23 protein-coding genes are annotated in these 22721 nt (G+C 73.4%); 6 read left to right on the top strand and 17 right to left on the bottom strand.

All coding sequences use genetic code 11. The features are described from left to right. Positions 1-21 precede the first annotated feature (21 nt). From ABZ449_RS27315 to ABZ449_RS27280, 8 genes are all read right to left on the bottom strand, one after another. Complete coding sequence (locus tag ABZ449_RS27315; RefSeq protein ID WP_360351204.1) at positions 22-1281, bottom strand: SLC13 family permease; 1260 nt, start codon at positions 1279-1281, stop codon at positions 22-24. A gap of 154 nt (positions 1282-1435) precedes the next feature. After that, a complete protein-coding gene (locus tag ABZ449_RS27310; protein WP_360351089.1) occupies positions 1436-2248 on the bottom strand; it encodes a DUF4253 domain-containing protein in 813 nt (270 codons plus the stop codon). A gap of 238 nt (positions 2249-2486) precedes the next feature. Continuing rightward, a complete protein-coding gene (locus ABZ449_RS27305) occupies positions 2487-3497 on the bottom strand; it encodes an aldo/keto reductase (protein ID WP_360351086.1) in 1011 nt (336 codons plus the stop codon). An 877-nt stretch (positions 3498-4374) separates the two neighbouring features. After that, complete coding sequence (locus tag ABZ449_RS27300) at positions 4375-4959, bottom strand: hypothetical protein (RefSeq protein WP_360351084.1); 585 nt, start codon at positions 4957-4959, stop codon at positions 4375-4377. A gap of 102 nt (positions 4960-5061) precedes the next feature. Continuing rightward, a complete protein-coding gene (locus ABZ449_RS27295) occupies positions 5062-5583 on the bottom strand; it encodes an AAA family ATPase (RefSeq protein WP_360351081.1) in 522 nt (173 codons plus the stop codon). A 160-nt stretch (positions 5584-5743) separates the two neighbouring features. Next, positions 5744-6244: a nucleoside deaminase gene (locus tag ABZ449_RS27290; protein WP_360351078.1), complete on the bottom strand. Its 501-nt coding sequence runs from the start codon at positions 6242-6244 to the stop codon at positions 5744-5746. A gap of 150 nt (positions 6245-6394) precedes the next feature. Continuing rightward, positions 6395-6865: a cyanase gene (gene cynS / locus ABZ449_RS27285; protein ID WP_360351075.1), complete on the bottom strand. Its 471-nt coding sequence runs from the start codon at positions 6863-6865 to the stop codon at positions 6395-6397. Positions 6866-6987: 122 nt separating this feature from the next. Next, on the bottom strand, positions 6988-7575 hold the full coding sequence (locus ABZ449_RS27280) for a carbonic anhydrase (protein WP_360351073.1): 588 nt from the start codon (positions 7573-7575) through the stop codon (positions 6988-6990). Between the two features lie 126 nt (positions 7576-7701). On the opposite strand from ABZ449_RS27280, the gene cynR reads away from it, so the two are divergent. Beyond that, complete coding sequence (gene cynR / locus ABZ449_RS27275; RefSeq protein ID WP_360351070.1) at positions 7702-8610, top strand: transcriptional regulator CynR; 909 nt, start codon at positions 7702-7704, stop codon at positions 8608-8610. Positions 8611-9095: 485 nt separating this feature from the next. Here cynR and ABZ449_RS27270 read toward each other — a convergent pair whose 3' ends face one another. The 3 genes from ABZ449_RS27270 to ABZ449_RS27260 form a co-directional block, all read right to left on the bottom strand. Further along, positions 9096-9506, bottom strand: coding sequence for a sigma factor-like helix-turn-helix DNA-binding protein (locus ABZ449_RS27270; RefSeq protein ID WP_360351067.1), 411 nt, complete (start codon positions 9504-9506; stop codon positions 9096-9098). A 126-nt stretch (positions 9507-9632) separates the two neighbouring features. Continuing rightward, complete coding sequence (locus ABZ449_RS27265) at positions 9633-10418, bottom strand: helix-turn-helix transcriptional regulator (protein ID WP_360351064.1); 786 nt, start codon at positions 10416-10418, stop codon at positions 9633-9635. An 18-nt stretch (positions 10419-10436) separates the two neighbouring features. Then, positions 10437-10685, bottom strand: coding sequence for a hypothetical protein (locus ABZ449_RS27260; protein WP_360351061.1), 249 nt, complete (start codon positions 10683-10685; stop codon positions 10437-10439). Positions 10686-11176: 491 nt separating this feature from the next. Here ABZ449_RS27260 and ABZ449_RS27255 point away from each other — a divergent pair, with 491 nt between their 5' ends. The 4 genes from ABZ449_RS27255 (at position 11177) to ABZ449_RS27240 (ending at position 12997) form a co-directional block, all read left to right on the top strand. Further along, positions 11177-11479, top strand: a complete 303-nt coding sequence (locus tag ABZ449_RS27255; RefSeq protein ID WP_360351058.1) for a GNAT family N-acetyltransferase — start codon at positions 11177-11179, stop codon at positions 11477-11479. Between the two features lie 160 nt (positions 11480-11639). Continuing rightward, entirely contained in the window at positions 11640-12200 is a 561-nt protein-coding gene (locus ABZ449_RS27250) for a hypothetical protein (protein ID WP_360351056.1), read from the top strand. A gap of 34 nt (positions 12201-12234) precedes the next feature. Further along, entirely contained in the window at positions 12235-12513 is a 279-nt protein-coding gene (locus ABZ449_RS27245; RefSeq protein WP_360351053.1) for a hypothetical protein, read from the top strand. A 133-nt stretch (positions 12514-12646) separates the two neighbouring features. Beyond that, entirely contained in the window at positions 12647-12997 is a 351-nt protein-coding gene (locus tag ABZ449_RS27240; RefSeq protein ID WP_360351050.1) for a hypothetical protein, read from the top strand. Positions 12998-13037: 40 nt separating this feature from the next. Here ABZ449_RS27240 and ABZ449_RS27235 read toward each other — a convergent pair whose 3' ends face one another. The 3 genes from ABZ449_RS27235 to ABZ449_RS27225 form a co-directional block, all read right to left on the bottom strand. After that, positions 13038-14063, bottom strand: a complete 1026-nt coding sequence (locus ABZ449_RS27235) for an SDR family NAD(P)-dependent oxidoreductase (protein ID WP_360351047.1) — start codon at positions 14061-14063, stop codon at positions 13038-13040. Between the two features lie 201 nt (positions 14064-14264). Then, positions 14265-14489: a holin gene (locus ABZ449_RS27230; protein WP_360351044.1), complete on the bottom strand. Its 225-nt coding sequence runs from the start codon at positions 14487-14489 to the stop codon at positions 14265-14267. 196 nt (positions 14490-14685) lie between these two features. After that, complete coding sequence (locus tag ABZ449_RS27225; RefSeq protein WP_360351041.1) at positions 14686-15699, bottom strand: questin oxidase family protein; 1014 nt, start codon at positions 15697-15699, stop codon at positions 14686-14688. A gap of 97 nt (positions 15700-15796) precedes the next feature. Between ABZ449_RS27225 and ABZ449_RS27220 the strand changes: the two genes are divergently transcribed. Then, positions 15797-16258: a hypothetical protein gene (locus ABZ449_RS27220; RefSeq protein ID WP_360351038.1), complete on the top strand. Its 462-nt coding sequence runs from the start codon at positions 15797-15799 to the stop codon at positions 16256-16258. 18 nt (positions 16259-16276) lie between these two features. On the opposite strand, the gene ABZ449_RS27215 is transcribed toward ABZ449_RS27220, so the two are convergent. The 3 genes from ABZ449_RS27215 to ABZ449_RS27205 all read right to left on the bottom strand — a co-directional run. Then, positions 16277-16942 carry a hypothetical protein gene (locus ABZ449_RS27215; RefSeq protein WP_360351035.1) on the bottom strand — a complete coding sequence of 222 codons (666 nt, stop codon included), beginning with the start codon at positions 16940-16942 and terminating at the stop codon, positions 16277-16279. Between the two features lie 355 nt (positions 16943-17297). Further along, on the bottom strand, positions 17298-17708 hold the full coding sequence (locus ABZ449_RS27210) for a hypothetical protein (RefSeq protein WP_360351032.1): 411 nt from the start codon (positions 17706-17708) through the stop codon (positions 17298-17300). Between the two features lie 5 nt (positions 17709-17713). After that, positions 17714-22721, bottom strand: a 5008-nt coding sequence (locus ABZ449_RS27205) for an RHS repeat-associated core domain-containing protein (RefSeq protein ID WP_360351029.1), incomplete at its 5' end; no start/stop codon positions are given.

Below are 22721 nucleotides of genomic sequence, written 5' to 3'. Positions count from 1 at the left end.
CGGTCAATCCGGCCACCCCGGTCAGGTCCCGATCAGGCGCAGCGAGGCCCACAGGGCCAGGACGGCGGCGGTGAGGGTGGCGGGGACGGCGAGCAGGCCCAGGCGGGTGAACTCGCGCAGGTCCACCGGCACTCCGCGGTCGCGGACGATGCCGCGCCACAGGAGGGTGGCCAGCGATCCGGCGTAGCTGAGGTTGGGGCCGATGTTCACCCCGAGCAGGACCGCGAGGACGGCTCCGGGCCCGGCCGGGGCGGCCAGGGGTACCAGGGCGAGGGTCGCGGGCAGGTTGTTGATGACGTTGGCGAGGACGGCGGCCAGGGCGGCGGTGGCGAGCAGGGCGGGCAGGGTGGTGCCGGCGGGGACGAGGTGGGCCAGGGCGGTGGCCAGGCCGTTGTCGACGACCGCGCGCACCACGATGCCCAGGGCGAGGACGAAGGCCAGGAACGGCAGGGCGGCGGAGCGCACCACCGTCGTGGGGGTGGCGTGGCCGCGGGCCAGGGCGCGCACGGCCAGGACGGTGGCGCCGGCGGCCGCCGCCCAGGCCGGGTCGACGTCCAGGGCGGAGGCGAGGACGAACCCGGCGAGCGTGCAGCCGACGGTGGTCAGGGCGAACAGCGGCATGGCGGGGGCCGGTCCGGCCTCGGTCGCCCCGGTGGGGGCGGTGTCCAGGTCGGTGGCGAAGGAGCGGCGCAGGACCAGGTACTCGACGCCGACCGCCGCGAGCCACGGCAGTGTCATCAGGGCGGCGAAGCGGGCGAAGCTCAGGCCGCTGGCGGTGAAGGCGAGCAGGTTGGTCAGGTTGGAGACGGGCAGCAGCAGCGAGGCCGTGTTCGACAGGTGGGCGCAGGCGTAGAGGTGTGGTCCGGGGCGGGCTCCCAGGCGGGCGGCGGTGGCGAGCACGACGGGGGTGAGCAGGACGACGGTGGCGTCCAGGCTGAGCACCGCGGTGACCACCGAGGCGACGGTGAACACCTGGACCAGCAGTCGGCGCGGGCGTGCGGCGGCGCTGCGTGCCATCCAGGCCCCGCAGGCGCGGAACAGGCCCTCGTCGTCGCAGAGTTTGGCCAGGACGAGGACGGCGGCCAGGAAGCCGATCACCGGTCCGAGGCGGGCGGCCTCGGCCGTGGCGTGGTCCGGTGGGACGGCGCCGGTCGCCACCAGCAGGGCGGCGGCCGGCACGGCGGCGGCGGCCTCCGGCCAGCCCCAGGGGCGGGCGACGGCGCAGACCAGGACGAGTATCAGCAGGCCTGCGGACAGGGCTTCGGCGCAGGCGGTGTTCAGGGCGGGCTCCTCGGGCGGGGGTGTGGTCGGTGCTCGGGCCCGGTTCGCGGCCCGGCGCAGCATGCCACACCGGTGGGCCGCGGGTGCCGGCCGGGTCCGCGGGCGGCGGTCGGGTCCGGGGGCGGCCGCGCCGGACCCGCGCCCCCGGGTCAGGTCAGTCCCACCAGAAGGACCACTGGTGGGCGCCCACCAACTGCCCGGCGTACTCGGTGAGGCTGCCGGTGCCCTGGAAGACCAGGTCGGGGCAGAAGGCGGTGTGCTCGGCGGCCAGCGGGAGCGCCTCGGTGAGCGTGGCGGGCGGCACGGGGACGCTCAACTCCAGGGTGTCGAAGCCGGCTTCGACGACCTGGGCGCCGAAGCGGCGTTCCCAGTCGGCGAGTACGGCGGCGATCTTGTCGATGTCGGCGTGGTTCGTGGGGCCGCTCCAGCCGCACACCGCGAGTGCGTGGGCGCCGCTGTCGGCCCGTACCAGGCCGAGGCGGGTGTCCTTGAGGGACTGCAGCATCTCCGCGAGTTCCCGGGCCTCGCTGCCGGCGGCGCCGTCGGGGACGGTGGCGGCGGGGGCGGGGCCGGGCCAGGTGCGGCCGTAGGGGGCGAGGGCTTCGTCGAGTATCTCGGCGTCCTCGCTCACGTCGCCGTCCTCGTCCTCGTCGACGTGCTTCCACCAGGTGCTCAGCAGGGCGGCCGGGTCGTAGAGGTCGGGCATGGCGGCGTCGGTCGGGTACAGCTCGCCGGAGAGCCAGGGCCGGTAGTCGGGGCCGGTGCGGTCGAGCGGGGTGAGCAGCAGGGGCCACAGCCCGGTCTGCGGGTGGGCTCGGTGCAGCTTCCGGAACAGCCCGGCGGGGGCGGGGGCGTCGCTGATCCACAGCAGCGGTTCCCGTCCGTCGTCCTCGGCGACCGTGCGGCCGGGCGGCAGGTCGAGGGGCAGGGTGGCGAGGGCGGCGGCGAGGTCCGGGTGCGCGGTCATGCGGCTCACCGTAGGGGCGGGCACCGACACCGGGCGGCGGACGGTGTCGGGCGGTGGCGGGCGCCCCGCCCGGAGCCGGGCGGCCCCGCCCACGGGCGCCCGGCGCCCGGGAAGTCGGACCTGCCGACTTCCCGTGCGGCACGCCCCGAGCCGCCCGGTGCCCGCTCGGCGGCGGGCACCGGTCAGCAGGCGGCGGCCCTCAGGACCAGCCCCCGCCGCGGGCTCCCCCGTCGGCCCCTCAGGACCAGGGCAGCCCCGCCCGCGTGCGCCAGTACGCTTCGGCGGGCTCGGCCATGGTGGCGAGGGCGGCGAGGTCCTCGGAGGTGGGGCGCAGGCCGGTGGCGGCGAGGTTGGAGGTGAGCTGGTCGGGGGTGGCGGCGCCGGAGAGGACGATGTCGGCCCAGGGCTGGGCGGTGGCCGCGGCGAGGGCGAGGGCGTCGGGGGTGGTACCGGTGCGGTCGGCGAGGGTGCGCAGCGGGGCGGTGTCGGGGCCGGTGGCGTTGCGGCCGGCGAGGCGGCCGTTGGCCATGCCTTCCTTGACGACGACGAGCCGGCCGGCCGCGTGGGCTTCGGCGAGGGCGGGGGCGGCGGAGGTCTCCAGCAGGTTCCAGGTGGCCTGGACGGCGGTGAACAGCGGCCGTCCGTCGGCGGTGACGGCGAGGGCGCGGCGGATGGTGTCGCCCTGGGCGGGGCCGCTGGTGGACAGGCCCACCCGGACGCCGTCGGCGGCGAGGGCGGCGAGGCGCTGGTGCAGGGCGGGGTCGGTGAGGGCGGGGCTGTCGGGGGTGACGGAGTGGACCAGGTAGACGTCCAGGTGGTCGCCGAGCAGGGCGCGGGTCTCGTGGATCTGGCGGTCGTAGACGGCGGTGGAGTGTTCCTTGACCTCGTGGGCGGCGACTCCGCTGGTCTGCCAGCCGGCGGTGTAGGTGTAGCCCCATTTGCTGCCGACCGTCACCTCGGCCGCGGCCCGGGGGTGTTCGGTGAGCCACTGGCCGAGGAACTCCTCGGCGCGGCCGTAGGAGCGGGCGGTGTCGAAGTAGCGCACGCCGGCGGCGTACGCGGCGTCGAGCAGGGTGTGGGTGCGTGCGCGCAGGGCCTCGACGGTGCGTTCGGCGGGCAGGTCCGCGTCACGCCCGAGGTTGATGTAGCCGGGCCGGCCGACGGCCGCCGTGCCCAGGCCGAGGCGCGCGGGGTGTGGGCGCGCGGCGGCGGGGGCGGGGGTTGCGGTGGCGGCGGGGTCGGTCGGCATGGCGGGCTCTCCTCGGGCGCGACGGTTCTCACCTGGGACTTTAGCCGCGCTGCGGGGCCGGGCCGTCAACGGCCGTTGATCGTGCCGCTGATCCAGGAGGCGTAGGCGGGAGCGGCCCGTCCGATGCGACGGCCGGACCACCGGCATTGCCGGCCATCAGCCCGAACAGCCGTGACGGCCCGCCAGTGAACTGACGGACCGCCGCGGAAGATCGAGGTTGGCGCCACCGGATGGCTCCGGGGTCACCTATGTTGGCACGCGTAGATGAACTTTCCGCCGGCGCCTGCGTTCAGGTCCACGGGAATGCGCTCCCACCCTGCCTCAGGCTGAATGTTGGGAGAGTCACCCGCGATGACCTTGAGATCCCTGACCGGCGTTTCGGGGCCGCCACGGCGAGTGCAGAAGTAGATGAACTTCCCTCCCGATCCCTGGTTCAGGTCGGGAAGGATGCGCTCGTACCCCGGCGGAGCGGGCACACCGTCGTCATCGCCCCAGACGACCGTCAGATCGGTGATGGGGTTCGGGGTGTCCGAGAGCTGGTAGGCGAGGTAGAGATACGAGCCACTGCCCCCCAGTTCAGGTCGATGGGATCCTTCTGGTAGCCGGGGACCGTCTGGTCCCCGATAAGGACGATGACGTTTTCGACTGCAGACATGAACGTCCCCTCACTGGAGCCCAGCTGCCCCGTTCCGGATGATTCCTCTGGTCGCGGAATCATCGCAGGCACTCCTGGGCCGGGAGATCGCTTTCGCCGACGGGGCCACTGATGTCATCCGACCGGCCGCACCGGCAGTTCGAAGCCGGTGGTCACCGCCCCGCACCGACCGCCGCGCCGCTCACCTGCCGCTCGTCCCCGCTGCGGACGCGCCCTGGCCGGCTACCGCGGCTCGAACATAGCCCGCCCCCTCTGCCCCGGCAGCGGCGCCGTCACGGGGGCGGTGCCGCGCCCGCGTTCACGCTCGGGCGCGGGCTCGGACGCGGGCCTGGACGCGGGCTCGGAGGTGGACGCGGGTTCGGGCCAGCCCGAGGAGGAGGTGCGCACGGCCTGGACGGGCGCGGCGATCGGCGTCCCCAGCGGACGGGCGGCGCGCACCGGCGCCGCGGTCCGCTCGGCAGCCCGGGTGACGGCCGGGGCGACGGCCTGGTCCAGGCGCAGCACGAAGTTGACGTAGTCGAGCGGCTTGCCCGGCCAGTGACAGTCGTTGCTGGTGAGCAACTGGCTGCGCAGGCCGTCGTGTTCGGTGAGCGGTCCGGGGGTGGTGCGCAGGTTGGGCTGCCAGCTGCGGCCCCACAGGTGGTGTTCCAGGGAGAGCGTCCAGCTCTCCTCGTCCACCTCGATGGTGGCGCCGACCCGCCCGGGCAGCACCCGCAGCCCGTACGCGCCGCGCACGACGGCCCGTTGGTCGAAGTCGGCGCTCTTGCCGACGACGGTGATCCGCCATGCACCGTGGAACCTGAGCATGCCTGTCTCCTGACGCCTCGGCGCCCGCTCCGAGCAGGGGCGCCCCTTCCACGTCTACGGATCCGGCCCCGCCTTCGGCTCAACGGTGTTGCGGCCGGCTCCTCAGCCGGTGACGGCCGCCGCGATCCGTCGGGCGGCCTGGGCGGGCGTGAGGTGGGTGGTGTCGACGACCTCGGCCTCGGCGTGCAGCCAGGTGCGGGCCGCCTCGGCGTAGGGTTCGAGGTGCCTGAGACGGAAGGCGGAGGGGCCGAGGACGGTGTCCCCCTCGATCCGACCGCGCAGGGTTTCCTGGTCGGCGTGGAGGACGAAGTGCCGCACCGGGATGGCGTGTCGGGCGAGGCCCGCGCCGATCTCGCGCCAGTACGCCTCGACCAGGACGGTCATGGGCATCACGAGGGTGCCGCCGGTGTAGTCGAGTACGCGGTGGGCGGTCTCGACCACGAGCTGACGCCACGGCGGCCAGTGCTGGAAGTTGTCCGTCTCGGGCAGCCCGGGTGTGATGTCCATGAGGGTCTCGCCGACCTTCTCCGCGTCGAACACCCTTGAATCCTGGATCAGTTGCTGCACGAGTGTGCTGGTCGTCGTCTTGCCCGCGCCGTGGGTTCCGTTGAGCCATACGATCACGGGCCCGATGCTAGCGCCCGCCTTCTCTTCGCACTCACACCTGCGGGACGGCGGGGGCGGCGGGGCGGGGCGATCGGGACACGGGCGCGGCCGTGGCTGCGGGCGGCCAGGAGCCGGCCGTCGTCCGGGTGGGCCCGGGCCGCCTTCTCGATCACCCGGTTCACGCGGCCCTCGGGGCGCCCGCCACGCGGCGCTCACCGCCGTTGCGCTCCTGCCAGAGGCGGTACACGTCGACGGCGTCCTCGCGCGGCTCGTGGCGCGTCGGCAGCCGGCGCTCCTGCCAGGGCTTGGCGAACTCGCCGTAGAAGGTGTCCAGTTCGAAGTACTTGCGGTCGTCGACGTAGTGCGGCTCGTAGGCGTCGCGGGTGGTGAGGAAGACGACCTCGTCCGGCGAGCAGTAGTAGAGCGAGCCCAGGCACATCGGGCAGGGGTGGGCGAGCACGTAGATGGTGGTGCCGGTCAGGTGCTCGGTGCCGAGCCTGGTGCAGGCCTCGCGGATGGCGAGGATCTCCGCGTGGGCGGTGGGGTCGCCGCTCTGGGCGACGCGGTTGGGGCTCTCCGCGAGGATCCCGCCGTCCTTGACGATGACGGTCGCGAACGGGCGGCCGCCCTCGGTGACGTTCTGGCGGGCGATGTCGATGGTGCGCTGGACGAAGTCCATCAGGGCCTCCGGGGTGGGATCGGGAGGTGAGGGGGGGCGGGCCGGGTGGGGTCCGGGCCCGCCCCTCGCTCGGGGGAAGCTCTCGGGGGAAGCTCTCGGGGGGATCTGCCGGAAGGGGCCGGCCGGAAGGGCCGGGTCGGGACGGACCGGTCAGAAGGGCTTGGTCGGCAGGTACTTGCCGTCCAGGGTGATGACCGCGCGCTCGCCGCCCTCGGGGTCGGCGACCTTCTTCACGTCGAGCTTGAAGTTGATCGCGGAGATGATGCCGTCGCCGAACTCCTCGTGCACCAGGGCCTTGAGGGTCGTGCCGTAGACCTGGAGCATCTCGTGGAAGCGGTAGATGGTCGGGTCGGTGGGGATGGCGCCGGGGATCGAGCCGCGGGTGGGGACGGTCTGCAGCAGCAGCGCCGCGTCCTCGTCGAGGCCGAGCAGTTCGGCGACGGCTTCGGCGGACGCCTTGGGCAGGGCGTGCTGGCCGAGGACGGCGGCGGTGGTGAAGGCGACCGACAGGCCGGAGGCCTCGGCGATCCGCTGCCAGGAGAGGTTCTTGCGGATCTTGGCGTCGACGGCGGCGGCGGCGAGCGTCTGGCGGGCGGTGGGGTCGAACTGGGCGTGCACCATGGTGGTTGCGTCCTTCTCTCGGGTGGGGGCCACGTCACCCCGCGGACGGGGGCACGGCGGCCGGGTGGCGATGAGGGGGTACCGGGGGTACGGGGAGTGCGGGAGGTACGGGGCCGGGGGTGTCAGGCGGCGAGCACGGGGGCGCCCGCGGCGAGGACCTCGACCCGGCCGGTGGGGATGTCGTAGACCCAGCCGTGCAGGGCGACCCCGCCCTCGGCGAGGGCACGGGCGACCGAGGGGTGGGTGGCCAGGTTCGCCAGCTGGGCGAGCACGTTCTGGCGGACCAGGGCGGGGACGTCCCCGTCGGCGGCGGTGCGGGCCACGGAGGCGTCGGCGTGGCGCAGCCAGGTGGCGACCGCGGGGGCGCGGCTGAGGTCGTGGCCCTCGGCGAGGGCGGTCATCGCGCCGCAGGCGGAGTGGCCGCAGACGACGATGTCCCGCACGCCGAGTGCGGCGACGGCGTACTCGATGCTGGCCGCGACGCCGTCGGCCTCGGGTGTGTGGGCGGGCACCAGGTTGCCGGCGGTGCGGATGACGAACAGGTCGCCCGGCTCGGTGCCGGTGATCAGCTCGGGGACCACGCGGGCGTCGGAGCAGCTGATGAACAGGGTGTCCGGGGTGTGGTGCGTGGCCAGGCGGGCGAAGAGCTCCGCCTTGGCCGGGAAGACGTCCCGCTGGAAACGGGCGACGCCGTCGGTGAGGTCCTGCACTGGTCACTCCCTTCGGGTGGTGGCCGACCCCTGTGGGCCGGCGAGATCCACGATGCATGACCTGCTCCTATAGTGTCCAAGAGCTGTAATCCATGGAAGCCATTGGTCGGATCTATAGTTCTTGGCATGGCTGCTCTCGAACTGCGTCACCTGCGCTACCTGCTCGCCGTCGCCGAACACGGCGGTTTCACCCGCGCCGCCGAGGAGCTGCACGTCTCCCAGCCCACGCTCTCCCAGCAGATCCGGCAGCTGGAGAAGACCCTGGGCGTGCAGCTGCTGGACCGCACCGGCCGTACCGTGCGACTCACCGACGCCGGCGCCGTCTACACCGACCACGCCCGGCGCGCGCTGCGCGACCTGGCCGCCGCCGAACGCGCCGTCCACGACGTCCAGGACCTCTCCCGCGGCCACCTGCGCCTGGGCGTCACCCCCACCTTCACCGCCTACCTGGTCGGCCCACTGTCCGCCGAGCTCCGCGCCCGCCACCCCGGCGTCGGCCTCACCCTGACGGAGAACGCCCAGGACCGCATCGAGGCCGCCCTGCTCGCCGACGACCTCGACGTCGGCATCGCCTTCGCCGGCGCCCACCCGCCCGGGATCACCGCCACGGCGCTGTTCACGGAGAACCTCAGCCTCGTCACCGGCGCGGCGCGCGCCCGGACGCTGCCCGACCCGCTACCGGTCGAAGCCCTCAAGGACGAACAACTCGCGCTGCTCAGCGGCGACTTCGCCACTCGCGGCCACATCGACGACTACTTCGCCCACCACCGGGCCGCCCCGCGCATCACGGTCGAGGCCAACTCCGTCCAGGCTCTCACCGAGATCGTCCGGTGCACCGACCTGGCCACCGTCCTGCCCGACGCCCTCGCCCACGACCACCCCCACCTCGCCCCCGTCCCCCTCGCCCCGCCCCTGCCCAGCCGCACCGTCACCCTCCTGCACCGCGAGGGCGCCTACCTCAGCGCCGCCGCCCGCGCCTTCACCCGTCTCGTCCACGACCTCGCCCGCACCCGCGCCTACCCACCGGCCCCGTAGGACGGGGGCGCCTACCGCATCACCACCACCGCCACCCACGACCACCCCCGCCGCACCCCGCAGGACGGGCCTCCCGGGCCGCCCCGTCCTGGCCGCGCCAGGCCCGAGGCACCGGGGCCGGTGGTGCGGCGGGCCCGTCAGGACGCGCGATCCTCGCGGGCAGTCCCCGGGCCGGGACATCGGCTCCGGGCCGGTCGTGACTGCCACCGGTCTTCGCACTCGGGCCCCGGGGCGGTCCGACGGCGAAGCGTCAAACGTCGCTGAGACGGGTCGGTGGAGGGCTCTGGGCGGCCAAGCGGCGGGCGGCCGGCGGGCGGGCGGCCGGCGGGCGGCCGGCCGACGGCGGGCGGCGACTCCGGCAGGCGGACAGGCGGTCGAGCGACGAGCGGCCGACTCCGGCCGCAACGGACGCTCGCCCTCCACCCACGCCCGCGGCACACCCGCCGAAGTGCCGCGGCTTCACCGTCCGACAGGCCGACGGCCGGTCAGCGGCGGGCGGCGGCCAGGGAGCGGAGCTGGACGTGGACGGCGGCGGGTTCGGTGCCGGTGAGGGCGGCGATCTCGGCGGCGGACAGGTCGAGGACCAGGTGCAGCAGCAGGACGTCCTGCTGGGTGGCGGTGAGGTGGGCGACCGGGCCCAGCGGCCGGGGGCCGGCCAGGGTGCAGACCCGGCGGCGCACCGCCTGCCAGGCGCAGGCGGCCGGGCTGGCGGTGGCGAGGGCGTCGAGCCAGTGGCCGCCGAGTTCCTCGAAGGCGGCGCGGACGGCCAGGGGCGCGTCGGCGGGCGGCAGGAGCAGTTCGGCGTAGTCGAGGTAGTGGCGCAGGTGGAGGTCGTGCAGCGCCCACAGGCCCAGGGCGGGCCCGGGGGCGGCCGAACGGCGTGGTGGTGTCGGCATGGTGGTTTCCCGAGGTGGCGCGGGTGAGTGCGGGGGCGCGGGTGAGCGCGGGGGCGCCGGTGGGCACCGGGGCACGCCCTGGTCCGCGGCCGGGGCGCGGGTGGCGCGTCCCGGCCGCGGACCGGGTCACACGAGCACCGACGGGTTGTCGTCGGTGCCTTCGCGGCCCGCCGCGGCGGGGTGACCGGGGCCCTCGTCCCGTTCGGCGGCGAGGCTGGTGCGCAGGGTCGCCCACAGGCGGAACAGGATGTCCGTCGGGGTGCCGGCGCTGGAGGACTGCATGGCGCGGACGAACTCGGCGTGGTGCGTGCGCGAGTTGACCGGCAGCGGGGTGCGGGCGTTGTTCGTCCGGTCCCAGGCCGCCGCCCACAGGGCGCGGCGGGCCTCCCTGACCCCGCAGACCTCCATGTAGGCGAGGAAGACGGGTTTGCGCAGCGGGGCCTCGCCCTTGAGGACCAGGGCCAGCGTGCTGGAGGGCAGGCGTCCGCCCCGGTCGCGGGCCCTGCGGTCCAGTTCCCGCAGGGAGGGCCAGTCGGCCTTGCGGCGCATCTCGTGCATCGCCCGGCGCAGGTCGGCGAAGGAGTCGACCTGTTCGGGGTCGACCCGCCGGGGTGCGCGCAGCCTCCGGCTGCCCGAGGGGCGGGGCACGTGGGCCCAGTAGTTGGCCTGGATCCACTTGCGCCGGGCGGTCTTGAGGTCGCCGCCGCATTCGCGGACGACGGCCTCGACGACCTTCCAGCTCGGTACGGAGCGCCCACCGGCTGCCCGTTGCAGGGTGGTGGGGTGGTAGTTGGTCCGAGCGGCGAGCTGACGGTACGTCAATCCCGCCTGCTCACGCTGCTGTCGCAGCCAGACGGCCAGCCGGCCCAGCGCCGGCTCGGTCGCCTCGATCGGATTCTCTCGGCGTCCCATCGCGGGCAGGTGCTCTTCCTAGACCCGCTCCCGTCGGAGCCTGACGGCCAACAGGCATCCGCCGGTGGCCAGTTCGAGCGCGGCCCCGGCCGACATGCCCGTCGCCACCAGGGCGGCGGCCAGCGCGACCGTCAGGACGACCACGACGACGACCACGGCCGTCCCGCCGGCCGCGAGCGGCCGGTACGGGCGCGGGCGCGGCGGTGCCGGTTCCGCTGCCGCGCAGTGGGTAGGGGTGTGGGCGCGCTTGTTCCGCTTCCTCGCCATCGAGGATTCCTCCATATCACTGTCCACTCCAACTGGCGGGCAGTTGTGCGGTTGGCGTCGCACTGTGTGCCCGGTGGGCACACTCTGTCAGGCGTATGAGTGAATCCCAATCGGTTCGGTGAACATCGCGCGGATTGATGCGCCACGGTCCCGGCCCCTGGCCGCAATCTCGTGAACGCCCTATCAGAAACGCACAGTTCAACGAAGTGAAACCGAATTTTGATGCGCCTTTGTGCAGCCTGCCCTTGTGAGGGTTCCTGGCTGGATGTGACGATTTGCAGCGGCGTCACCCGGACCCGCGGGTCCGGAACCCGGGGCGCTGTGCACTCCAACAACTCGGGAACATCGGAAGCGGGCCGTGTTGGCGCATGGGTCCGTCCGAACAGCAGAGACCGCCCGGCCCTGGTGGCCCGAGCGGTCTCTGTGCGTTCCGGGCCCGGATCGGCGCCGGGGCGCGGGCCCGCGCGGACGTCGCGTTCCACCGCGACGCCATGTCCGGGGACCGCTCCTGGTGGCGCACCGCCCGTACGCCCGGCGGCGAGGTGGTCGGCTTCGCCGTCCCCTCGCGCAACCACGCCTCCCCCGTGGTCGGCTACCTCGGGGTGCTGCCCGAGCACCGGGGCCGCGGGTACGCGGCCGAGATCCTCGCCGAGACCACCCGGATCCTGGCGACGGAGGCCGGTGCGCGGCGGGTCCGCGCGGACGCCGACCTGACGAACACCCCGATGGCCGCGACCTTCGAGCGCCTGGGCTACCGCACCGACGCCCGCCGCCTGGTGCTGTCCGCGCGGTGAAGGCGCCTGTCACTACCCCCAGGCCATCATTTGAACACGTTCAAAGCATGTGGCAGGCTGGCTCCGAAATCGCACTGGGCGGTCACTGCGCACTGCCCCCTGCTGGGGCGCACGCATGCGGCGGCGCTCCCGAACCGAGGGGCGGGACATGGACAGGGACATGGACACAGCGGACGAGAGACCGGCCGGCACCGACCACGCCGGGCGGCCGACACCACCGCCCGGCGGGCCGGCGCGCCGAACGGCCCGCCGGCGCACCTGGCTCCTCGGGCTGACGGCGGCAGTCGTCGGCGCCCTGGTCCTCGCGTGCACGGATTGGGCCGGCGCCGGCGGCGACGCAGCCGTGATCCGGCAGGCCGAGCTGGTCGGGGACTGGAGCAACGCGGCCGGCGCCACGATGCACGTCTCGGACGACCACGGACTGACCGCCAGTGGGATCCGCCACGCGGTGCCCGACTACACGTGCACGCCGACGCTGACCGCCGGCACGTGGCAGTTCTGGGTGCGGAACGGCTCGCCGAACAGCTACACGGCTTCGGCCTCGGCGACCGAAGGCACCTCGTTCACGATATCGGCGACGCACAACGGCGGAACCCGGTGCGACCTCGAAGCCCAGGTCCAACGGGACGGCCACGGCTTCGACATCTGCCTCGTCCTGGACCCCGACCAGACCTGCACGGAGAAGGAACTCCTCCGCAAGGACCCGGCCCGGCCCCGGTGAGCTCGTGCGGTCCCGCAGCCGTAGAGTGCGTCCCGTGTCCGATGAACGGAGAGAGCCGCACGCGCCCGGAAGCGCGGGGCCTGCGACCTACGAGAGCGTGCGCGCCGCGATCCTGCTCTCGCTCGACTTCGCCAACCTGGACATGGAGTTCCCGCGCATCGCGCACCGACTGGGGCAGCTGCCAGCGACGGACCGCGACCGCCTCCTGCGCGAACTGGAGGCGATCGCCGCCACCGGCACGGTCCGCGGCGTCGACGCGACGTACCTGCTGGACGACCTCGGGCTGCGCCGTGTCCACTGGGAGCGGCCCTAGGGTCCGCAGGCCCCGCCCGGCCGGTCTGCGGGCTGTGGCAGGATGCCGTCCATGACGTGCGTGCGAAGGGCCAGTGCCTCGTAGAACACCTGCTTCGCTTCGGTCGCGGGCACGCGGCCGGGGAAGCCCCTGGGTGCGGTACCGCGATGTCCCCGGGCTGTCGGGAGCGGCGAACGCCGCCGTCCGTGTGCTCGAACGGGAGCGGTTGTCCCCGGGCGTCGTGGCGGTGGCGCTGAGCGTGTGGTCCGTGCGCGTCCACGGCACCGGGCGCCGGTGGAGGCCGTGGGAGGCCGAGTTCACCTGCCCTTGCTGCGGCGAGGGCTGGGCCCGCGACAAGCTGCAGGAGGCCCTGTTCATGCTTCCGCCGCGGGCCGCCGGCGAACTCGGGGCGCTGGTCGGACGACTGGACGCGGTGCTCCTGGGGCGAACCCGTCACGAGCCGGCGGCGGATCCCTCCTTGGCGTGGTGGCACCGCCGGTGCTGACCGCGCCCTGTCGCCCACGGGTTCGCAGGCTCGGGCACCGTCACCGGTCGCGGCGAGCGTCGTCCGGTTCCGGGCCCGACCGGCCGGGGCCCCGGGAGTCGTCGCACGTGGCGGGCGCCGGGTCGAGGCCGGTCAGCTCGCGGCTGGCCGCCCACAGCCGCCCGGCGGTCGCGGTGTCGGTCAGGTGGCTCCAGAGCGGTTCGGCCCTGGGCGCGCCGCGCAGCCCGAACGCGCGGGGGCTCCACATCCGGCCGCCGCGCACGGCCGGGTCGAGCACGGCCGGGTCGAGCACGGCCCGGACGGCGGGCCAGGCGGCGGCGTCCTTGCCCTGGACGACGAGCCCGAGCGGCAGGTGGCGCAGCCGCTCGCCGGTGGTGCGGACGTGGACCGGCGGGCGTGAGGGGGTGAGGGAGTCGAGGGCGCCGCCGGGGTGGACCAGCAGGCTCGGCGTCGTGCTGCCGGCGGCGCGCAGGCGGCGGTCGAGTTCGACGGCGAAGAGCATCTGGGCCAGTTTGGAGCGCGCGTAGGTGCGCTTGGGGCGGTAGTCGCGCGTGCTCTGGAGGTCGTCGAGGTCCAGGTGCTCGGTCTTGGCGGCGAAGCTGCCGGTGGTGACGATCCGGCTCCCGGGTGTGGCCGCGAGCAGGGGTGCCAGGTGGTGGGTCAGGGCGAAGTGCCCCAGGTGGTTGGTGGCGAACATCAGCTCGTGCCCGTCGACGGTTTCGCGGCGCGGCGGATGGTCGAGCGCCACGCCGGCGTTGTGGACGACCGCGTCGAGGCGGTCCAGCCCGAGCGCGTCCACGGAGGGGCCGAGCGAGGCGAGGTCGGCCAGGTCCAGCGGCAGGTGCCGCACCCTGGCGCCGGGGACGCGCGAGCCGATGGAGGCGATCGCCGCCTCGGCCCGCGCCCGGTCGCGGCTGCCGAGGACGACCGTGGCCCCGGTGGCGGCGAGTTGCTCGGCGACGAAGTACCCGATGCCCGCGTTGCCGCCGGTGGCCAGGAAGTTCCTCCCCTCGGCGCGGGGCAGCCGGTGGACGTCCCACGGCGGGGGCGGGGGCAGGGAGGTCATGGCGGGCTCCTGGAACTCGGAGTGATCCGGGGTGCGGGCGCAGCCGCGCGTCGCAGCCCGTCGCGCCCGGTTCCCAAGATCCCGGAGGCCGCTCACATCCCACCGGCAGCTCACCGTCCGCGCTGTCGGCCCACCGGCACGGGGCGGATCCGGCCCGTGCGGGCCGTCGGCCCCGCCGACGTCCCGCGCGGGCCGGTCCCGCTACTCGCGGGGGCGGCCCAGCAGGGCGGCGGAGGCCGGGTCGCCGACGCGGGTCGCCACCGCGCCCTTGAGTACGCTCAGCGCGGCCGGCAGTGCCGCCACCGCCGCCGCCTTGAGCGCGCCGATCGAGGTCAGGTCGAACTTGTCGGCCAGCAGCAGGCCGAGGAACGCCGCGGCGTACGTGGCGACGGTGCGCTCGACCAGGTCGAGGATGAACTTCCGCATGGTCAGGACTCCTTCGTGGCGGAGGCGGTGGGGTGCACGGTCACGGTCTGCGCGCGACGGTCGCGCGGGCGTCGGGGTCGGCGTCGGAGGCATGCGGCATGCGCCGTCGGGGAGTTGCCGCCCTCATGTACACGTTCGCGTCGTCGGATCCGACGACGGTCCCGGTGGACGAATCCGGCGGCCCCTCCCGCGCGCCTCATCCCAGCGGGGTGCTCAGCTCCACGGCCCGCAGGGCCGCCGCCAGGGCCCGCGCGTCGCCGACGTCGAGGGCGGTGTCCGCCAGCTTGACGACGTGTTCGTCGCCGTGCGCCAGCGCCCGCTGGAAGACCTCCTCGGGGGTGAGCGCCCCGGGCGGCACGTAGGCGACCGGCTCCGCGGGCGTGTACATCGCCGTCACCGCCGCGCAGGCCGTCCAGGCCGCCCGCAGGCTCGCCGGCCACAGCGCCTGCGGGAGGGCGGGCAGCGTGCGCAGCACGGCGTTGGGGGCGGTGGCCGCGTGGACGAGCATCGTCTCCTCGCCGTGGCCGTAGGCGGCGTACCGGTGGGTCGCCGCCCGTACCAGTTCGGTGAGGCGGCCGTGCGCCTGCCCCGGTTCCGTCGTCTCGCCCCCGGTCCACACCGGCAGGGCCGTGACGCGGCCGAGCCGCTGCGGGAAGCCCCCGTCCTGGACGGCGATGGCCGGCACCGCGTCGAGGGCGGTGGCCGCGCCGTCGGCGCCGGGCAGTCGTGCGGGCACCGCGGCCGGCCGGTGGCGGGCGACCCAGTAGCCGAGGCCGTGGGCGAGTTCCGCCAGGCGGGGTCCGGTGCTCTCGCCGGCCAGCAGCGTGCGCACCGCGTGCCCCACCCGGATCACCGGGTGCGTGGAGCCGCCGTACAGGCCGGGCAGCAGCCGGGGCCACCAGCGCTCCAGCACCTCGCGCCAGGGGTGCTCCGCCAGCTCCCGCTCGAAGTGGCCGATCCAGTCGGCCGCACGTGCCGGATCGCCCAGTGCCGAGCGCCAGTTGGCGTCCGTGACCGGCTCGACGCGGGGCGGGAAGTCCTCCAGCTTGCGCGCGTACCGGTCGAGCCAGCGGTGCACGGCACGTGCCTGTCCGCGGGCGGTGAGGGCCTCGACGGCCATCGGCGCGTGGTTGGTGAGCCGTCCGAGCCGTTCGGGCCCCGTGGTGTGCAGTCGTTGGAGCGCTTCGTCCAGAATCCCTGTCGTGTCCACGGGCAAGGACCGTAGGCCGGATGCCGAAGCGGCGTAACGGGCCGCGGACCTACGCCCGGAGCGAGGCCCGCCCCACCTGCCCGTCTACCCTTGCGGGATGACCCAAGCTTTGCTGAACCGCTACCGCAACGCCGTGGAACCCCTACTGGAGCCGGGCGAGCACCTGTTGGACGTCGCGACGGTGGTGCCGGTGGCCGGGGCGCGCGGCGTCGGGGACGGGGCGGGGGCTCGGGTCGGCAACAAGCTGGGGCAACTCGGCGCGGTGTCGGGGCAGTCGGGCAGCCTGGCGAGCGGCTTCCCGGCGACGACGGGCGAGGTGCGGACCAGGCTGCTGGCCGTCACCGACCGCCGGACCGCGTTCGTCACCGCGCTGGACGTCCGCAAGGCCGGCCGACTGCTGTGGCACGCCCCGCGGCACGCGGTCCTGCGGGTGGAACGGCGCCCGAGGCTGCAGGCGATGGCACGGTTCCGGCTGCACTTCGCCGACGGCTCCGCGGTGTCGCTGTACACCATGCGCCGCCGCACGATCGAGTCCCTCGCCGACCACCTCGGACGCTAGGTCCCGCCTTGGGAGATCTCAGTAGGTGTACTCGAATCCGCGGTACTCCTCGCCGTGGCCGAACAGGGGATCGACCTTCGCCATCCCCAGGTACCGCCGGAAGGCCGGGTCCCAGTCGTGTTCGTGGAGCTGTTCGACGGTGCGTCGGTAGCGCTCCGAGGTGATCGGCGGCCCGGCTTCCGCCGCCATGCGCGCGGCACCGGTGAGCGCCAGCCAGGCCTCGTGCTCCAGGACGGTGATCAGGACGAAGGCCGCCGCGCGCACGGTCACCTCGGGATCCTTCAGCTGCGCGTAGTAGGTCTCCAGGCCCGCCCGCACCGCGTCCGTGACGCGCCGGTCGAAGCCCCCGGCGCCCGGACAGTCCTCCGCCCACAACGGCCCGCCGGCCCCCAGGTACACCAGGAACCCCAGGGCCACCGCCCGCACCCCGGCCCGTGGCGAGGAGGCGAGCCGTACCAGGTGCGGCGCCACCTGTGCCGCCGGGAACAGGTAGCCGCCGGAGTGGTCGTGGAAGACCAGGCCGTACAGGCGGTCGGCCCACCTGCGGGCCTCGGCGTGGTCCTTCGCCCCGGCCAGCCCGCGCAGCACCTCGGGAATGTCCACCCCACGGCCCGGGTAGTGGTCGGGTCCGCTGCACAGGTGCGCCCAGCGGGCGGGGTCGATCTCGTCCTCGGGGAGTTCCATCGGGCCAGGGTAGAGGCCGTGCGGAGCGGGGCGCGTCTGCCCGGCAACGCCGGCCTTTCGCCCCCGGCTGCCCTGGCGCCCCGACCGTGAGAAGGAGGCACCAAGATGATCTCGGCGACCCACCCCACGGTAAGGACCCCGGTGCCGAGGCCGATGGTCGGCCCGCCGCGTCCGATGCGGCGGCGGGAATGACTGGGTGCACGCATGCCGTCTCCGGGTGGGTGGTGCCGTTGGGGCAGCGGTGCGAGGGAGTGGAGCGCGCCGTGGTGGACGCGGCCCGCCGCCATCGAGGTCGGTGGGGTGCTCCCGACGGTTGTGGGGCCTGCCGGAGAACCGGCAGGCCCCACAGGTCGGGTCAGACGCCGATGAAGGCCGGGTCGATGCCGAGTGTTCGGAGATCCCGTCGGACGGCGGTGGCGAACTCGTTGATGGCGGAGACGAGGTCAGGCCACGGGAGGGGCGCGCTGTCCACGTCCGGCGTGAACATCGATCCCACGGTCCAGCCTGCCAGGCCGTGCCGGATCCGGACTGCGCCCGGGTCCTCGAAGGAGATGGACGCGAACAGGAAATCTGCTGCCTGGTGCTCACCCGGTGAGATCCAGCGGAGCAGTTCCCGGGCGAGTTCAGCAACCGGGAAGCAGGACTCCGTGTAGATCACCTCACCGGCATCGGTCACCGTGAACTCGGCCTCGATGTTGACGAGGTAGTCCGCGAGCGTGGTTCCCTGCAGGTCGCTCGTGCTGATCTGGGTATAGGACATCTGCATGCACGTCACCCCACGTTGTACGGGAAGGCGTTGATCACCCGTCCGTCGTTGGCCACGATGATCCTAATCCCCTGCTGGCCCTTGGTCCCGATGGGCCGTTTCATGTCGACCTCCATCTTGAAGGTGTCGTCCAAGCCGTTCGGCTTGAACGTCGCTCCCTCGGAGCGGAGAGCCTCGGCAACCCAGGATTGGGCCTCCGCAATGTCGTTTGTGTCGAACTTGGCGAACTTCCCTCCGAAGTTTGCGAGGTGCTTGTCCTTGATGAAGATCTTCGACGGATCCTGGGCCGCCTTGAATGCGGCTTCCGAGCTTGCGGCCAACTCGCAGCCGTTGTGCTCGCACGTCTTGGCCGCGTCGGCTATCGCGTCCGATTCCTTCGCCGTGAAGCGCAGGGCGTCGTCTCCGGTCCGGCCGGCGCCGGCGGCGAGCTTCGTGCCCTCCTCGGCGAGCTTGGCGCCCTTGGCGAACTTGCCGACCGGCAGGACGCCCGCAGCCGCCCATGCGCAACTGGCCTTGTCCCCGTCGAGGCAGCGCCGGGCGTCGTTCACTCCGCTGAGCTCGGCCGCGACGTGGGCGACCGCGTGCCAGGTGGGGTTGCCCGTGGACTTGTACGAGTCCCAGGTGTTCTCGACCGGGGGCCGGCGCCTGATGGGCTTGGCGTTGAAGCTGACCTTCTGGTGGACGACGATGACGTTCTTCTGGCCCATGTAGCCGATGGTGACGTCCCGGGACCAGTTCCAGCCGCCGTCGCCGTCGGGCGCCCAGTACTCGCTGGTCCCGTCGGGCAGTTTGTTGCCGAAGCCGCCGACCGAGCCGTCGGGGCGCAGGCCGCTCGGGTCGCTGAGGGTGAGCGGGTTGTTGTTGCTGTAGGTGTAGCCGGCCAGCGACTGGGGGTCGGTGCCGACGAGCACCGGGTCGACGCTGATGAACCGGCCGGTGGCAGGGTCGTAGTCGCGGGCGCCGAGGTGGGTGAGGCCGGTGGCTTCCTGGACGCCGCCGAGGAAGCCCCGGCTGCCGGCCCAGGTGGTCGGTGCGGCGCCGCGGGTGCCGCCGAAGGGCAGTGAGCGGCGCTGGTCCAGGGCGCCGGTGGTGGCGTCGATGCCGACCTCGGCGGTGCCGTGGTGGTCGTTGACCTGGAAGGTCAGTCTGTTGTCGTCGGTGCGGACGGCGGTGGCCGAGCCGAGCTGGTAGTAGCGGGTGGCGGTGGCCTTGGCGGCGCCCTTGACCAGCTTCAGTTCGGTGTCGCCGAGGAAGAGCGTCCAGTTCTCGGCCGCCGGGTCGGCGGTGTCGAGGGTGTGGCCGAGCAGGCGGGTGCCGCCGGCGTCGTACAGGTAGTCGGTGGTCTTGTTGGTGGTGGTGACGGTGGTGTCCGCCGTGGTCTTGACGGCCTCGGTGAGGCCGGCGAGGCGGCCTTCGGTGTCCCAGGTCAGGGACTGGTCGCTGGTCCGGTTGCCGGAGGGCGCCAGGTGCCGGCCGGTGGTGTGGCCGGTGGCGTCGTAGTCGTAGCTCTCCACGACCGGTGCGCCGACGGTGCCGGTCACGGTGGAGGTGGAGGTCAGGCTGTGCGGGCGCGCGGCGGTCGGGGCGGGGTAGGTGTAGCTGGTGGTGCTGTCCTGGCCGGTGTTGCCGGTGGGGTCGTGCCGGGTCTCGCCGGCCCGGGTGCCGTCGGTGTTGTAGGTCCAGCTGGTCCAGTACGGTGCCGGGCCGCCGAGGGCGGAGCCGCTCGGGGCGGGCGCGCAGTCGGCACCGGCGGGCGTGAACGCGTCGGTGAGGCGGGCCAGGTAGTCGTACCGGAAGCACTGCCGGTCGGTACCGGAGCGCGAGGTGTCGGTGACCGAGGTGACGTTGCCGGCCTGGTCGTAGGTGTAGGCGGCGGAGCGCGCGGCCTCGGTGACGCCGTACTGGTCGGTGCGGCTGGAGGTCAGGCGCTGGGTGCCCCACTCGTAGCCGTTGGTGACGTAGACGTCCTTGCCGGCGGTGCCGTTGCTGAGCGTGCTCTGCAGGGGCTTGCCGGTGAGGCTGTAGGTCTGGCCGGTCTGGTACTTCGTCAGGCCTTCGGCGGCGGTGGGACGGTTCAGGGCGTCGTAGGTGAGGGTCACCGACTCGGCGGGCAGGTTGCCGGCCGCCGGGTAGCTCTTGGACCTGGCCTGGCCGTCGAGCCGGTAGACGGTGCCGCCGATGTAGTTGCCCGCCAGGGCCTCCTGCCCGGGGACGGAGGGGACCGTCACCGTGGTGCGGGTGGGCCTGGCGAGGGCGTCGAACAGCGAGTAGGCGGTCTTGTACTGGTAGGTGGTGCCGCCGACGGTGCTGTAGCGGGTGCTGGAGGACAGCACGCCCTTGTTGCCGGACGGGTCCCAGGCCTGCGAGGTCAGCAGCGGCCCGGTGGCCGGACCGTCGTGGGTCTCGATCAGCCGGCCGAGGTTGTCGTAGACGTTGCTGACGCTCTTCCCGCGCCCGTCGGTGGTGCCGGTCAGCTCTCCGCGGTCGTTGTAGGACTGGACGGTGGCACCGGTGTCCGGGTCCGCCGTCTTGATCTGGCGGCCGAGCTGGTCGTAGAGCCAGGTCCAGACGGTGCCGGCCGGGTTGGTCAGCTTGGTGAGGTGGCCGAGCGGGTCGTACGCGTAGGTGGTGGCGTCGTAGGCCCCGATGGGGGTGGCCGCCTTGTACTGGCGCAGCTCGGTGGTCCGGCCGGCGGCGTCGGTGATGGTGGTGGTGGGGGTGCCGCCGTTGGGCGGGGTGACGGTGACCCGGTCGCCACCGTACTCGGTGAGCGTGGTGGCGAGCGGGGTGCCGACGCCGTTGCCCGCGCGCACCGTGGACTTCACGACCCGCCCGAGGCCGTCGTACTCCGCGGCGTTCTGGGTCTCCACGCCCGTGGTGTCGTCCACGTTGCGCAGGACCGCCGACGGGGCACCGGTGGCGTAGTAGGAGGCGTAGCTGAGCACGGCCTGGCCACGGTCGCCGTAGAAGGTGTCGGTCAGGACGCGGCCGCCGTTGTCCCCGGGGGACTGGGTCTGCCGGGTGCGGCCGAGGCCGTCGTACAGGGTGAAGGAGCTCCGCTGGGAGCCGTCCTCGTTGAGGGTCTTGGTGGTGACGGCGCTGATCTGGCTGTCCGCCAGGGTGTAGGCGTACTCGTAGTCGGGGGTCTGCCCGGTGCCCTTGGCGCGGTCGGGGAGCCAGACCTTGAGGGTGCGGCCGAGTGCGTCGTAGAGGAGGTCGGTGCGGCGGTTGTTGGTGTCGAGGTTGTCGACGGCCAGGCCGCGCAGCAGGTCGTAGTCGGTGGTGCTGGTCTGGGTGGTGGTGGCGTCTCCGGCCTTGGCGGGCGGGGTGGTCGCGACCGACTTGGTGGGCCGGCCGGTGGCCGGGGTGTAGGTGGTGGTGTTGGTCCGGGCGTTCGGCGAGGCGGTGGTGACCGGGTTGGTGGCGCCGGTGAGGTCGTAGACCGTGGTGGAGGCCAGGCCGGTGCTGCTGACGGTCCGCCCATAGCCGTCGTAGGCGGCGGTGTTGTCGAGGTAGGTGGCGCTGTTGCCGGTGCGGGTCTTCAGGGTCTGGGTGAGGGTGACGTCGCCCTTGGTGGGCGCCGCGCCGAAGCCCTGCCCGTCGTAGCGGTAGCGCTTGTCGTTGAGGACGGCCGAGGTCCCGTCGGCCTGGGTGTCGCGGTTGACGGTCGCCCCGCAGTTCGCGGCGACGGTCTCCTCCTGGACCTTTCCGTCGAGGATCCACGCGGACACGTTGTCGGCGTAGGTGATGCGGGCGCACTGGTCGTCGCCGCCGGCGGCGACGTCACCGAGGTCCTCGATCACGGTGTTGCGGCCGTAGCCGTCGAAGGTCAGGTTGCGTCGGGTCTCGCGCCAGGCGGCGCCCGCGCCCTTGTCGAGCGAGGTGAAGGACCGGGTGACGGAGGTGCCGATGATGTTGGCGGTGGTGGTGCCCCAGTCGCGGACGCGCTTGGCGGTCTCCTGCTTCCACGGGGTGTTGACGTTCTTGCCGAGGATCACGCCGCCGGGCTTGTCGTACTGCTCGCTGCGGTACTCGTAGCCCGCCCAGGCGTTGTCGTCGGTCAGGACGGTGCCCTGGCCGTCGTCGACGGTGACGGCGCGCTTGCCGTTCTTGTCGGTAGGACTGTTGCGGTCCTGGTCCATGCCGCGCAGGAAGTAGTGGTCGGCCTGGGTGGTCGTGCCGGTGACGCCGCCGGTCTCCACCCGGGTGCGGGCGTAGCCGCGCCACTGGGACCAGGTCTTGAGCTTGTCCTTGGTCAGGCCGTCCTCGTCGTCGAAGTGCCAGGCGGCGTCGCCGAGGTAGGTGTAGTGGGTGACCATGTCGGGTGCGCCGCCGGTGCGGTCGGTGGCGATGACCGCGTCGACGACGTACTTGTTGAACCACTCCGTGGTGACCGGGCTCTCCTCGGAGGCCTGGTACATCTGCGGGAAGCACCGGGTGGTGTTGGACTGCGGGGTCGGCAGCGCGTTCCAGTCACACGCGGCGGCCGAGTAGTTGACGTCGATCTGGCCGCCGAGCTCGTCGGTGACGGTGCCCAGGCGCTGCTTGATGAACGGCATGCGGCCGTCGCCGACCTTGTCGAGCCGGTTGGCCATCTGCTTGTAGGCGAAGGTGGTCTTCGGCAGCGCGACGGAGGGGGTCGCGGAGGAGCCGGTGTGCTTGATCGAGTCCAGCAGCAGCTGGTAGTCGAAGTCGGCGGTGCCCCACTTGTGGGTCAGGTCCCAGGTGTCGACGGTGGCGTAACTTCCGTCGCCCTGCAGGGTCTTGGCCGCGATCTGGGTGAGGCGGGTGCGGGTGAAGAAGGTCGGCGAGTACTGCGTGGTGCAGTCGCTGCCGTCCTTGCAGTTCTGGTCCCACGGGGTGTCGTACCAGTACTGCCGGTTGGTGTCGATCTTCGCCGGGTCGCACGTGCCGGCCGTGGTCTCCAGGCAGCGCTCGGCGGTGCCGAAGTCGACCCGGCCCATCGGCTTGACGGTGGCCGAGTGGAGGTCGCCCTGCTGCTGGCCGTACTCG

The organism is Kitasatospora sp. NPDC005856, from assembly GCF_040629945.1.
Classification (GTDB): domain Bacteria; phylum Actinomycetota; class Actinomycetes; order Streptomycetales; family Streptomycetaceae; genus Kitasatospora.
The sequence above is the reverse complement of the archived record's forward strand: the minus strand, read 5'-3'. Positions and strand labels throughout refer to the sequence as shown.

Bases quoted from the DNA above. Each gene is read 5' to 3' on its own strand.
- ABZ449_RS27300 (WP_360351084.1), bottom strand. From the start codon at position 4,959: ATGCTCAGGTTCCACGGTGCATGGCGGATCACCGTCGTCGGCAAGAGC.
- cynR (WP_360351070.1), top strand. From the start codon at position 7,702: ATGGCTGCTCTCGAACTGCGTCACCTGCGCTACCTGCTCGCCGTCGCC.
- ABZ449_RS27310 (WP_360351089.1), bottom strand. From the start codon at position 2,248: ATGACCGCGCACCCGGACCTCGCCGCCGCCCTCGCCACCCTGCCCCTC.
- ABZ449_RS27230 (WP_360351044.1), bottom strand. From the start codon at position 14,489: ATGCGGAAGTTCATCCTCGACCTGGTCGAGCGCACCGTCGCCACGTAC.
- cynS (WP_360351075.1), bottom strand. From the start codon at position 6,865: ATGGTGCACGCCCAGTTCGACCCCACCGCCCGCCAGACGCTCGCCGCC.
- ABZ449_RS27235 (WP_360351047.1), bottom strand. From the start codon at position 14,063: ATGACCTCCCTGCCCCCGCCCCCGCCGTGGGACGTCCACCGGCTGCCC.
- ABZ449_RS27265 (WP_360351064.1), bottom strand. From the start codon at position 10,418: ATGGGACGCCGAGAGAATCCGATCGAGGCGACCGAGCCGGCGCTGGGC.
- ABZ449_RS27290 (WP_360351078.1), bottom strand. From the start codon at position 6,244: ATGGACTTCGTCCAGCGCACCATCGACATCGCCCGCCAGAACGTCACC.
- ABZ449_RS27210 (WP_360351032.1), bottom strand. From the start codon at position 17,708: ATGCAGATGTCCTATACCCAGATCAGCACGAGCGACCTGCAGGGAACC.
- ABZ449_RS27255 (WP_360351058.1), top strand. From the start codon at position 11,177: ATGTCCGGGGACCGCTCCTGGTGGCGCACCGCCCGTACGCCCGGCGGC.
- ABZ449_RS27250 (WP_360351056.1), top strand. From the start codon at position 11,640: ATGGACACAGCGGACGAGAGACCGGCCGGCACCGACCACGCCGGGCGG.
- ABZ449_RS27260 (WP_360351061.1), bottom strand. From the start codon at position 10,685: ATGGCGAGGAAGCGGAACAAGCGCGCCCACACCCCTACCCACTGCGCG.
- ABZ449_RS27215 (WP_360351035.1), bottom strand. From the start codon at position 16,942: ATGGAACTCCCCGAGGACGAGATCGACCCCGCCCGCTGGGCGCACCTG.
- ABZ449_RS27270 (WP_360351067.1), bottom strand. From the start codon at position 9,506: ATGCCGACACCACCACGCCGTTCGGCCGCCCCCGGGCCCGCCCTGGGC.
- ABZ449_RS27305 (WP_360351086.1), bottom strand. From the start codon at position 3,497: ATGCCGACCGACCCCGCCGCCACCGCAACCCCCGCCCCCGCCGCCGCG.
- ABZ449_RS27220 (WP_360351038.1), top strand. From the start codon at position 15,797: ATGACCCAAGCTTTGCTGAACCGCTACCGCAACGCCGTGGAACCCCTA.